Raw genomic sequence first — 12,155 nt, forward strand, 5'->3', positions numbered from 1 at the left:
GCATTATGAATATTAGAAAACGAGTGAATGGAATACAAAAAAATAAAGATAACCCTCTAAATAATTTATAGCTCGTTTTAGCTTACTTACGAAATTCCTTGCGGATTTTCTAGTCGGTTTTTATTTGCTAAATTAGGTGTTTACACCCAAAAACTTTCCCTTACTTTCAACACAGATTACACAAAAAACAAGCAATGAATCTTAGATATATATTAGGAGCTTTTGTTTCTTTTCCTTTATTACCAATTATGTATTTTCAAGGAAAGCGTATACGCGCTAGTGTGCCAAAACTACCCGAAGCAGAAGGAACAGAAGGTTTTTGTGATGTATGTAAAAATTCGGATCATGCAATGAATGTGATATTCCTTGGCGAAAGCACCTTTGCCGGCGTAGGTGTTGATACCCATAAAGAGGGTTTTGCAGGTACATTTGCTAAAGAACTTTCTATGCTGTTTAATACAAATTTATCATGGCGTGTTTACGCACGGAGTGGCTATACTGCCAAAAGATTAACCGACAAACTGATTCCGAAAATAACCGAAAAAAATCCAACGCTAATAGTTATTGGTTTAGGTGGAAATGATGCCTTTACCCTAAACAGACCTTCTAAATGGAATACAGAAATTAGATTGGTAATTGAATCTCTGACAGCCAAATTTCCTGGCGCAATGATAGTATTTTGCAATATGCCTCCAATAAAAGAATTTCCTTCCTTTACATCGCTTATTAAATTTACGGTTGGTAACCTTGTTGAGATTTTGGGTGAAGAATTACGTAAAACGGTGAAGGAGTATGACCATGTGTTTTACTTTGGCGATAAAATTACCTTACAAGGTTGGATAACTAAGTTTAATTTAAATAATAAAAAGCAAGACTTTTTTAGCGATGGAGTGCATCCTTCTAAATTAACTTATCAAATTTGGGGAAAAGATATTGCCAGTGAAGTATTTAAGAATGAAACACTGAACAAAGCTCTAACAACAAAAACCACAGCGCAAAAAGCCTTAAAGAAAAATTAAATTTAGATGGCTTTCTGCTTTAGTATAAAGATTTTACTTTCTTAATTTCATTCGCTATTTTAGTTACTTCATAAAACTAGATTTACCAACCAAATACTTTCAGCTGTATATAAAAAAACGATATCAAATGTCCCTAGAATTACATTCCAACCCAGAAGTTGAAAAAGTATTTAGCAACTACCCAAAACTGGTGCAAAAACAAATGTATGCGCTCCGTGAATTAGTATTGGAAACAGCAAAGGAAATTGAAGAAATTACAAAACTAGAAGAAACTTTAAAATGGGGAGAACCTAGTTATATTACCAAAACTGGCAGTACACTTAGAATGGACTGGAAAGCTAAAACACCAACCCAATATGCCCTATATTTTAAATGCACTAGTAGATTGGTAGAAACATTTAAATTACATTTTAAAAATACGTTTACGTACGAGGGAAAAAGGGCTATTGTGTTTAATTTAGAAGATGAAATTCCGAAAGAGGCGCTTAAACATTGTATTAAAGCAACATTGATGTATCATAAAGTTAAACATTTACCAACATTAGGCATTTAAATTACCCTCTAATAACAAGAAGCCTTTTCAGAAACGTTTAAGTTTCTAAAAAAGCTTCATCAACACTGAAATTAAATCCTATTTTAAGTATATGCTTCCATTTCTTTTAATTTCACCAAAGCCTCTGATTTAGAGTTTACATTAAGTTTTAGGTAAATATTCTGAATATGAAAATTCACTGCACTTGCTGTGATGAATAATTGTTGCGCAATCATTTTATAGGTATTTCCTTGGCACAGATATTCTATAATTTGATTTTCGCGTTTAGAGAAAGAAGCATATTTTTTTTGCTGAAACATAGCGATTAGCTTTTTAGCAATTTCATGACTCATAGCGGCACCTTCAAACTTTATAGAGTCTAAAGCATGATGCAATCGTTGCTTAGTTACAGGTTTAGTTAAATAACCATGAGCACTGTTTTTGAAAGCGCGTTTAACTTGATCAAAATCACTATCAGCACTCAGCATGATAACATTTATGTTTGCGTTTAATTTTCTAAAATGTTTAATAGCTTCAATACCGCCAATTTCTGGCAAAGCAACTTCCGATACAATAATATCGGGGTTTACAGAGTTAAAGTTTAGTAAGGCTACTTTTACAGAAGTATACATACCAACTAGTTTATAATCTGTGTAGGTCTGAAAAAAATAACGATAGCCTTCATGATATTGCGTTTCGTTATCAATGATCATAATTTTAAGAACATTTGACTTCATATTGTAGGGGTTTTAGTAGTAATGTCTCTAGTGTTTGGGCAACAAAAGACATTAATAGTTATACTTAATTTAGTTTAAATACCTCGAAAAAAAAGACAAGAATTCCTATGGGATAGTTATGGGGAACTATCCAAATAAGCTAAAGTAATGACTACATCTAAAATAAAGGGGGACTATATTTAGACGAAAAAATTACAATAAAATTGCCTTGATTAAGGGAATTAAAGTTTATAAAGTTTGATGGCTATGCCTAAAAAACAAAGCCTTGGTTTCGAGTAGCTGAACCGTTTCTTTTATAAATGTAAAAGTGTCTTTGCTTTTTTTGAAATGGAGTTTAAAAAATCCGTGAATAGGATGATTTTTGAGTAGTACTGTTTTCATAAGATTGGGGGATTAAAAATTTAGTAAAAGTATTTTTATATGCTTGTATTTTTAAAATTAAACTTTAGTGTCTACTATATTTATATTGTTTGCCTATTCTAAATTTAACAAATAATAAACAAACTTAACACAAATAAGTAATATTTTTCCTACAAAATGAAATAAATATTGCGGTCTGAAACGTAGTTCATCTACAACATATTGTTTTTCAACAAAATAAATTTATTTTTTGCCCAATGCAGTTCATCGAAAAGTTTTTAGACGCAGTATTTATATCCTTTTTAAAACAAAAAAATCTACTAAATCACCTAGATAGTTTAGAACCATCTTGGGTAATTTAGCAGATTTTAGACTTAAATTAAAACTGACTAACTCAAATAAAAACTATTGAAATACTTTTTTAATCTTCATATACATTAGCTACAGTAGCTGTTGCATTCATATTATCTATCTGCATAATCCACTTTTCGTCGTTGTACTTTCCGTTTAAATTGGAAACAAAAGCTGATTCTGCATCTTGCTTAACATCATAATCTGCTAAGTAGACATAGTAAAGTCCATTTTCTTTATTGTAAAATTTCTTAGGACTAAGACCTCTATTTTGTAAGTTCTTCATAAAGGCATTTAAATACTTTTCTGTTTTATAAACATTTGCAATAACATAATAACCTGTTTTTACACCTTCTATATTTGCCTGATTCAACACCTTTATTGGTAATTTTTCATAGCTTTTTTGATTGTGATCGTTATTAATTGCATAGGTTTTCTTAACCGCAGCGTTATTATTTGCCAAAACATCATTAGGGTTGTTGTAAGCCAATCTTGACATTTCAGTACTATTTGCAGTCTTTACTTCATTCTTTAAAATTCTTACCATAGCTTCAAATCTTTTTTCGAATTCATCATTTCTAGTAGACTCCAAAGAATCTAATCTGTAAATTAATTCATCTAGTATTAAGCTATTTTGGTATGCTAAAGAATTTACATCTTCTTTTACTTCATTTAGGGCCATTCCAGTAGATCCAGCACCTCTTTCTATAGTTTTTCTTCCTTTTCTTGGCGCAGCTTTCTTGTTTGATTTAGATGGTGAGTCGTCTGCCTTTTCCATTGCATTTTCTTTTTCACCTTCAATTTTCTTTTGTTGCTGCGCAGACATTAACTGTAATATTTGCTCTTCATAGTTTCTAATTATAGCATCTACTTTACTGTCTTGTGAACTATCCACATAATCCGCTAAAGTTTGTTTATTGTTCTTAAACGTATACGCAACAGAAAGTTCATGGTTCCAACCCAAATCTGCTTCCGTATTGGCAACATCTTTTTCCATTAAATAACCTAAAGACATTTTATCATTTAAGTTAAAACCAAAACCAGCCGAAAGTCCGTAATCTTGATCAAATGTGGTTTGTAACCAACCATATTTAGGTAGTTCTAAAACCATAGATCCAACGTAAGCTATACTATTATCACTATTACGGGCAACTTGCACCATAGGCGTTAATCTACCATTAGCAAATAAACCTCTTGTAGCACCAAGCATATGTGTATACTGTACCGCTGCTTTTATACTCTTATCATTAAAATTGGTTAAAAATTCATTTGTAGATTGATTGTATTTAAACAAATCTTGTGCATATACACTAAAATCGAACTTACCAATAGATAAAGTAATACCTGGTTGAATAGCAATTTTACTTTCTTTTTGAGCTTGTGCTAATTCTGGATCGCTTTCGTCTGCAACAATTCTGTTTTTATCTAATCCATCACTAAAATACGTAACATTAGTTCCAAAGGTTAAGCTACTTTTATTCCCTAATTGCACCGATGTGGCATAATTAGCGTTAAATCCAAATTCTTGTACAACACCAGACCATTGACTATAGACCCCTAAACCTAAAGCTGTATTCTCATTTATTTTATTGCTAAAACCAATAAAATAATTTTGGTTATTGTCTTCAAAGGTGCTGTATTGATTTCTATGCAAAATATTGATATAAGATTTGTTTTCTCTTACCAAAGAAAAGGTAGGGTTTATTAAAAATCTATTAAAGAACAATTGATTATGATACGTGGTTTTTGAACCAAAATTAGTTGTTGCTTGTTCTTGACCAAGTACACTTTGCATGCCTATAGTAACTACTATTGCAGTAATCACTACAGTTTTATTGAATATGTGGGTTAAGTAGTTCATCTTTGGGGAAATTAATTGGGTTTTTTCAGTTGTTATCTAATGCTATAATTGTAGGATGCATTAGTAGCCGTCATAAATAATGGGGTTATTTATCTTCGAAAATAGAAGTTGCATAGTTTATTTTAGACTCTGTATTTAGTGCTTCTAAAATGCCATCTTCTTTTTTATCAGGAGTAAATCCATTTGCAGATTTAGAGTAACTAAAGGCCACTTTTTGAGATTGTCCTTTCTCCTCTCCTCTATTTAGCAATACATAGCCAACTCCGTTTTCGCTAACAATATCTAATGAAAACTCATCTTGGTTGCTGTTAATGGGACTACCAAGGTTGACTGACCAGCCAACCTTGTTATTAGCTACTTCCACCATAAAAACATCTAGTCCCCCATAGCCTTTATGCCCATTTGAGGCGAAAAATAGCGAAGTCCCTCCCACAATATTTGGATACAGATCATTTTCATCTGTATTAACTTTTTTACCTAAATTTTTTGCAATTCCAACAGTACCATCTTTACTGATATCTGCAACATAAATATCGAACTTTCCAAAGCTACCTGGCATATCTGATGCAAAAAACAAACGCTTACCATCTTCTGATAATGCTGGATGCATAGCAGATGAATTCTTTGGACCTAAAGCAACTTCTTCAAGTGTTTTCCATTGTCCGGAAACCTTTGCTGCCTTGTAAATTTTAGTTACTAATTCTTTTTTTGAGAACACTCCGTATTCAGGCTTTACATATATAGATTTGCTATAATACGCAGTACTACCGTCTGGAGCTATGGCAATATGCACCTCGTTAGTTGCTGATGTAGTAGTATTACTTGCTGATATTGGCTGTGCTGTTTCGCGAGCAACAAAATCTTCTAATACTTTTCTACTAGCTGTTGGATTAATAAAAAAGTCATTAAACTTACTTTCTCTATCTTCTTTCTTATAATAATCAGACTTAACATCAGCTACCCAGTCCTTTTTCTCAGCAACTTTTTTCACATTAGTATTATCTGTCATTTTTAATGCATGATTGTAGCGCTCTAAATAGCTATTACTTATAGCATTTCCATCGGTTAGCTTAAAAAGCTTTGTATACCAGAATAACGCTGTATCATAATTTTCACTTAAGAAATTAGCATTACCTAAATCTTCATAAATTTCTTGTTCACTATAGCCCAGTTGCTTCAGAGCATTATAGTTTTCTTGGCGCTTATTAGCCTCACTTATTTTGGTAGTTTCACCCTTAAGTGATTTTAAATTTTGAGCTTGTAGTGTTAGGCATGAAAATGCAATAATCACTGCAAGAAATACGTTGTAGGTTAAATTATTTTTCATAACAGTTTCGATAAAGGGGTTAATATCTTCGACAAAATTCACGAAATATTTCAGAGTAATTACTAATAAAATTTCATAGGTTTTTTATGAAATTGTGTATTTCATCGAAAAATAAGACACTTAATCGATGAAATGCTCGAAAAAAATTTAATTACAGCTCATAAAAACCAGTAGCTGAAAACAATTTTAGAGGCAACTGCATAATTCATAATTCAATAGTATCTTTGAAAAATTATAAATTATTAGGATGAATTATTACGTTGTTATTCCCGCGCATAATGAGGAAGCTTTTATAGAAAAAACGTTACAATCTCTTTTAGCGCAATCATTAGCACCTAAAAAAGTGCTTGTGGTAAATGACAATTCTACTGATAAAACAGAAACAATCATTAACCAATACCTTTTAGCTAGTCCAATTTTCGAAAAAATAAATGCTACATCTACAACGGATCACATGCCTGGCAGTAAGGTAATACAAGCTTTTAACAAAGGCTATAATACCTTGGATAGTGATTATGATTTTATAGTAAAACTAGATGCCGATATTATTTTGCCCAATAATTATTTTGAAGTTGTAGCTGCCACATTTGAAACTAACAAAAAAGCAGGTGTTGTAGGTGGGTTTATTTATGAACAAGACTCCACAGGTGACTGGAAACTTAACCACCCCATGAACAAAGATCATGTTAGAGGTGCCATAAAAGCCTATTCTAAAAAATGTTTTGAAGCAATAGATGGCTTAAAAACTGCAATGGGCTGGGATACAGTTGATGAGCTTTTAGCTAAATTCTACGGCTATGATATTATTACTTTGACCAATTTAAAAGTTAAACATCTTAGACCAACTGGCAAAGCTTACAACAAGAAAGCAAAACTATTGCAAGGCAAGGCAATGTATAGTATGCGTTATGGTTTAATAATTACACTTATTGCTTCGTTAAAAATGGCCTGGATGCAAAAAAAACCGAAAGCCTTTGTAGCTAATATGTCTGGTTATTTAACTGCATATAAAGAAAAAGCCCCCTACATAGTAACACCAAGAGAGGGCAAATTTATTCGCAGTTTACGATGGAAAGGAATAAAACAACAATTTATTTAATTGCTATTCTAATACCTCAACTATAGGATTTCCAGAAGTACCATTAGGGTATTCAATACCTAATAATGCCGAAATTGTTGGTGCAATATCCGGAATCTCAGTTCTATTCAATGTTTCACCTTTTTTAATTCCTTTTCCAAAAAACAATAAAGGAGCATGGGTATCATAAGAATATGCCGAACCATGAGTAGATCCCGTTTTGTTATACCCTATTACATTTGGTTTCATTACCATTAAAATATCGCCAGATCTTTGGTGATTGTAACCATTTTGAAGAACATAAGAAACTCCACTAGTATAATTATTCTCCCACATCTGTACTCCTGTATACACACGATCGTAAATACCATAAGACATTAATTCTCTAGCTATTTGTTTTTCAACCTCTTCCAATCCTAAATCAAGGTTTTTAACAATTTTATGATCTAGAAATATTTGATCGTTGGATATGTTTTTTACAATGTCTGTAGTTCCAAAAGAGTACTTTAAATAGTCATTAAATTTCTCTTTTATTTGACTGGTTTTAAAATACCCTGCAGGTATTTTTTGATCTGCTAAATATGCCGGAACATCTACCGCTGCATGGTCCGATGTTAAAAAAACAGTATAGGCACCTTTACCTACTTTTGCATCTAACGTATTAAATAGTCTTTCTAAATCAGCATCTAACCTAATATATGTATCCTCTACTTCTTTAGAATTTACGCCATACATATGCCCAACATAATCAGTACTGGAATAACTAATAGCTAAGAAATCAGTAATAGCATCAGAACCTAAATTTTCTCCTTCTAGAGCAGCTAAAGCAAAATCGGTTGTTAAATTATTGCCATAAGGTGTAGCTTTTATTAAGTCGTACTGACCATTAGCATCCCATAGCGCAGGTACATCATGCGGAAACGCAGAATTTACTTCTCCTTTAAATAGTCCTTCATAGGCGTTAGCATCAGTACCACTTGCCGTATATGTGTTACTATTTTTCAAGGTTGTCCATGGCTTTTTATAAGATTCTGCTTTATCAGCAGCATTAAAATCAACTACCCATTTTGGTAATTCGTTCATATAAAAAGTACTGGTTATCCATTTACCTTCATCTTTACCATGAAACCAATAAGCTGCATTGGCGGTATGACCTCCAGGCAATACAGCTCCCCTATCTTTTAATGCTACGGCAATTACTTTTCCTTGCATCTGTGTATGTAATCGCAATTGATCGGTCATGGTCGTAACATTATTTCTAAAAGGAGACATTTGTCCAGCATCAGAAGTTGTCCCTACTGATGCGTAAGAATCGTCAGAAACACAGTATACTTCTTTATCTAACTCCTTATCATACCAGTTATTACCAATAATCCCATGATTAGAAGGTGTTGTTCCGGTATACACAGAAGCATGTCCGGGAGCGGTATAGGTAGGCACATAATTAAAGAAATTATTCTTGCAATTAAAACCTTCATTTACCATTCTTTTAAAACCACCATCTCCATATTGGTTCCAAAATCTATTTAAATAATCAAACCTCATTTGATCCACAATTATTCCCACCACTAATTTCGGAGATTCAAATGGAGCCTCTATTTTTGTGTCTGCTTTAGATTTATTTTTTGATTTTTTCTGTGCTTGTACCAGCAAACTATTTAACCCAAAAAACATTAAAAGAAATAAAACAACACACTTTCTAGTATTCATAAACCTAATTTTAGGGGCTAAAAATAATTAATAAAATACTTTTACAAATGAAATAAAAGTTAAATGAATTTAAATTCTAGGGTGACAATTTTAAATGTTAGTTATTATGATTTTCTTTTCTTCGAATAAAAAGTGGCAAACGATATAATATTATTATTTTTACACGAACAAGATTATTTAGTTAATGAACTACCTAGCAGCTATTGGCAGTTATTTTATTATGATTCGTGAGGTTTTTAAAAAACCTACCAAATGGAGAATAATGAAATCTCTTATCTTAAAAGAAATAGATGAACTTATTTTTGGTTCTCTTGGTATCATCATTTTTATATCATTTTTTATTGGTGGTGTTGTTGCCATACAAACAGCACTCAACCTTACCAACCCACTATTACCAAGAAATTTAATTGGGTTTGCAACAAGACAATCAGTTATACTTGAATTTGCTCCTACTTTTACCTCTATTATTATGGCTGGAAAAGTTGGATCTTATATTACCTCTAGTATTGGTACTATGCGTGTTACCGAACAAATAGATGCCTTAGAAGTTATGGGTGTAAATTCGCTAAACTATCTGGTATTCCCAAAAATAATCGCTTTATGTTTTTATCCGTTTGCCATAGCAATTGGTATGTATGTAGGTATTTTTGGTGGTTGGCTAGCTAGTGTATTTGGTGGATTTTGTACTAGTGCAGATTTTATTGAAGGAATACAATTAGATTTTATTGCATTTCATGTTACCTATGCTTTTATAAAAACCATTCTATTTGCTTTTATCATTGCAACCATTCCATCATTCCATGGTTATTTTATGAAAGGTGGCGCATTGGAGGTTGGTAAAGCAAGTACAACATCATTCGTTTGGACCAGTGTGGTAATTATTCTGGTAAATTATGTATTAACACAACTTTTACTAGGCTAATATGATAGTAGTTAATGACATCCATAAATCATTTGGTGATTCTGAAATATTAAAAGGTATCAGCACCACTTTTGAAAAAGGCAAAACCAATTTAATTATTGGACAGAGTGGTTCTGGTAAAACAGTATTTTTAAAATGTTTGCTAGGCCTGTTTGAACCCGAGCAAGGAATCATTTCTTATGACGGAAGAGATTATTCTAGTTTAACGGGTGATGAAAAAAGAGACCTTCGTCAAGAAATGGGGATGGTTTTTCAAGGAAGCGCATTGTTTGATTCTATGACTGTTGAAGGTAATGTGATGTTTCCTCTAGAAATGTTTACCAAGCAATCTAAATCTGAAATGCAAGAGCGTGTAGACATTGTATTAAAACGTGTTAACTTAATTGATGCTCATAATAAGTTTCCAGCGGAAATTTCGGGAGGTATGCAAAAAAGAGTTGCTATAGCCCGAGCAATTGTTATGAATCCGAAATATTTATTTTGCGATGAACCTAACTCTGGGTTGGATCCAAAAACAGCAATACTTATAGATAATCTTATTCAAGAGATTACCGAAGAATATGATATTACCACTGTAATTAATACCCATGACATGAATTCTGTTATGGAAATTGGTCAAAAAATATTATTTCTTAAAAACGGACTTAAAGAATGGGAAGGAACCAATAAAGAAATTTTCAAAACCGATAACGCAGCGGTTACCGATTTTGTTTATTCTTCTGAATTATTTAAAAAAGTAAGGCAAATGTATATTGAAGAGCGTAATTAATGTTCTTTCTTTAATCTTACTTAGTAGTTGTTCTAACTTGAATTTTATTATTTTTTAATCTAAGTTTTAACCAATCACTTAACTTTTTAGAATCCGTAGCTATTTGTTCTGGTTTAGTATTTTCTTTCCAATGCACATCAAATACAGGAATCGTATCTTGCTTTTGAAAATTGGTTTCTATGGTGTAGGCATAACTAAAAGAAGCTAAATTTTCATAATTCGTTTTTGCTTCTGCGCTAATATCAGAAAACGGAATTTGCGTTGACGCTAATTTACTTAACTTAAATAAATCTTGTTCAAGTATTTTGATCCGTTCATCTTTTGTCAATAACTCCGCTTTTTTAGCTTCGTATAATTCATTTACGTAATCTAACTTTTCTTTTGAACTGTCTTTTCCTCCCTGATTAACATTTAGAGTGGCATTTTTTAACCTACTAATATCATTTTTTTGTACTCTCCAAGTATCAATAACACTTTGCGGAATGGGATTGTCACCCATACAAACAACCTCAATTACAGGATTTACACCATCATTATATTCTATTTTGGTTAAATTATCTAAATACAACCCACCATCATCAAATTGATAAATACCAATGGTTTCTGCCAAGAACTCGTTCGCTTGTTTTTTAAATAACGATTCGTTAAAAACATTATAAAATGTCCATCCAGCAGGCACCATAACAGCAATTGCTACTAATGAAGCTAATCTTGCAATTAATCTCCTACGCTGCGAATTTGCATAACGCACCATAGGAAAACGCAACAATTTTATAATTAGAAAAGTTGCTAAGCCAATAAAAATAGTATTAATGGTAAATAAATACAAAGCTCCAAAAGCATACTTAAAATTACCAATGGCTAATCCAAAACCAACAGTACATAAAGGAGGCATTAATGCCGTTGCAATAGCTACTCCGAAAATAACACTTGCAATAGTGCCTTTTTTTGCACGCGCTATAACTAAGGCAAGACCTCCAAAAAATGCAATTAATACATCTCTAATATCGGGTGCAGTACGCGCTAATAATTCTGACGATTCTACTCTAAGCGGAAAAAACTCGAAAAACAAAAAAGCTGTGAGTATACTAAGAATCACCATTACGGTAAAATTCTTAATAGAACGTTTTAATGTGTCTATATCATTAGTAGCTAGTGAAAGACCCATTCCAAGAATAGGACCCATTAGTGGCGATATTAACATGGCGCCAATTACCACAGCGGTAGAGTTGGCGTTTAAACCAATAGAAGCAATAAATATGGAACAGATTAAAATCCAAGAGGTATGACCTTTAAAGGGAATATCAGCAACTATAGATTCACGCGTAGCATCTTGATCTGTGTTCTGCGTAATGTCTAATAATTCTGATAAAAATTGTTTTGTAGTTCCTAAAAGACCTTGAAAACTTTTTTTCACCTCTTCTCCCTGTGCCTCTTCATTTTGGTTGGGAGCAATTTGATCCTTATTTATTTCTTCACTCATAAATTA

General features: G+C 32.3%; 10 protein-coding genes. 5 read left to right on the plus strand and 5 right to left on the minus strand.

Going from position 1 to position 12,155, the window contains the following annotated elements:
* The first annotated feature begins 194 nt into the window (after positions 1-194).
* Complete coding sequence (locus tag B8963_RS11295; RefSeq protein WP_084061624.1) at positions 195-1,019, plus strand: SGNH/GDSL hydrolase family protein; 825 nt, start codon at positions 195-197, stop codon at positions 1,017-1,019.
* A 127-nt stretch (positions 1,020-1,146) separates the two neighbouring features.
* Positions 1,147-1,572, plus strand: a complete 426-nt coding sequence (locus B8963_RS11300; RefSeq protein ID WP_084061625.1) for a DUF1801 domain-containing protein — start codon at positions 1,147-1,149, stop codon at positions 1,570-1,572.
* A gap of 83 nt (positions 1,573-1,655) precedes the next feature.
* On the opposite strand, the gene B8963_RS11305 is transcribed toward B8963_RS11300, so the two are convergent.
* The 3 genes from B8963_RS11305 to B8963_RS11315 form a co-directional block, all read right to left on the minus strand.
* Positions 1,656-2,288, minus strand: coding sequence for a response regulator transcription factor (locus tag B8963_RS11305; RefSeq protein ID WP_084061626.1), 633 nt, complete (start codon positions 2,286-2,288; stop codon positions 1,656-1,658).
* 781 nt (positions 2,289-3,069) lie between these two features.
* Positions 3,070-4,860 carry a PorP/SprF family type IX secretion system membrane protein gene (locus tag B8963_RS11310; RefSeq protein WP_084061627.1) on the minus strand — a complete coding sequence of 597 codons (1,791 nt, stop codon included), beginning with the start codon at positions 4,858-4,860 and terminating at the stop codon, positions 3,070-3,072.
* An 85-nt stretch (positions 4,861-4,945) separates the two neighbouring features.
* The gene (locus B8963_RS11315; RefSeq protein ID WP_234989656.1) at positions 4,946-6,187 is read right to left on the minus strand and encodes a cell envelope biogenesis protein OmpA; all 1,242 of its coding nucleotides are present in this window, start codon (positions 6,185-6,187) and stop codon (positions 4,946-4,948) included.
* A 247-nt stretch (positions 6,188-6,434) separates the two neighbouring features.
* On the opposite strand from B8963_RS11315, the gene B8963_RS11320 reads away from it, so the two are divergent.
* Positions 6,435-7,286, plus strand: coding sequence for a glycosyltransferase family 2 protein (locus tag B8963_RS11320; RefSeq protein WP_084061629.1), 852 nt, complete (start codon positions 6,435-6,437; stop codon positions 7,284-7,286).
* 3 nt (positions 7,287-7,289) lie between these two features.
* Here B8963_RS11320 and pafA read toward each other — a convergent pair whose 3' ends face one another.
* Complete coding sequence (gene pafA / locus B8963_RS11325; protein WP_084061630.1) at positions 7,290-8,975, minus strand: alkaline phosphatase PafA; 1,686 nt, start codon at positions 8,973-8,975, stop codon at positions 7,290-7,292.
* Positions 8,976-9,159: 184 nt separating this feature from the next.
* Between pafA and B8963_RS11330 the strand changes: the two genes are divergently transcribed.
* The gene (locus B8963_RS11330) at positions 9,160-9,897 is read left to right on the plus strand and encodes an MlaE family ABC transporter permease (protein ID WP_084061631.1); all 738 of its coding nucleotides are present in this window, start codon (positions 9,160-9,162) and stop codon (positions 9,895-9,897) included.
* Between the two features lies 1 nt (position 9,898).
* Positions 9,899-10,666 carry an ABC transporter ATP-binding protein gene (locus tag B8963_RS11335; protein ID WP_084061632.1) on the plus strand — a complete coding sequence of 256 codons (768 nt, stop codon included), beginning with the start codon at positions 9,899-9,901 and terminating at the stop codon, positions 10,664-10,666.
* Between the two features lie 16 nt (positions 10,667-10,682).
* Here B8963_RS11335 and B8963_RS11340 read toward each other — a convergent pair whose 3' ends face one another.
* Entirely contained in the window at positions 10,683-12,149 is a 1,467-nt protein-coding gene (locus B8963_RS11340) for a DUF389 domain-containing protein (protein ID WP_084061633.1), read from the minus strand.
* Positions 12,150-12,155: the final 6 nt, after the last annotated feature.

This window comes from Cellulophaga tyrosinoxydans (genome assembly GCF_900176415.1).
Lineage (GTDB): Bacteria > Bacteroidota > Bacteroidia > Flavobacteriales > Flavobacteriaceae > Cellulophaga > Cellulophaga tyrosinoxydans.

Excerpts from the sequence above, each read along its gene's own strand:
- B8963_RS11295 (WP_084061624.1), top strand. The coding sequence starts at position 195 with ATGAATCTTAGATATATATTAGGAGCTTTTGTTTCTTTTCCTTTATTA.
- B8963_RS11300 (WP_084061625.1), top strand. The coding sequence starts at position 1,147 with ATGTCCCTAGAATTACATTCCAACCCAGAAGTTGAAAAAGTATTTAGC.
- B8963_RS11305 (WP_084061626.1), bottom strand. The coding sequence starts at position 2,288 with ATGAAGTCAAATGTTCTTAAAATTATGATCATTGATAACGAAACGCAA.
- B8963_RS11310 (WP_084061627.1), bottom strand. The coding sequence starts at position 4,860 with ATGAACTACTTAACCCACATATTCAATAAAACTGTAGTGATTACTGCA.
- B8963_RS11315 (WP_234989656.1), bottom strand. The coding sequence starts at position 6,187 with ATGAAAAATAATTTAACCTACAACGTATTTCTTGCAGTGATTATTGCA.
- B8963_RS11320 (WP_084061629.1), top strand. The coding sequence starts at position 6,435 with ATGAATTATTACGTTGTTATTCCCGCGCATAATGAGGAAGCTTTTATA.
- pafA (WP_084061630.1), bottom strand. The coding sequence starts at position 8,975 with ATGAATACTAGAAAGTGTGTTGTTTTATTTCTTTTAATGTTTTTTGGG.
- B8963_RS11330 (WP_084061631.1), top strand. The coding sequence starts at position 9,160 with ATGAACTACCTAGCAGCTATTGGCAGTTATTTTATTATGATTCGTGAG.
- B8963_RS11335 (WP_084061632.1), top strand. The coding sequence starts at position 9,899 with ATGATAGTAGTTAATGACATCCATAAATCATTTGGTGATTCTGAAATA.
- B8963_RS11340 (WP_084061633.1), bottom strand. The coding sequence starts at position 12,149 with ATGAGTGAAGAAATAAATAAGGATCAAATTGCTCCCAACCAAAATGAA.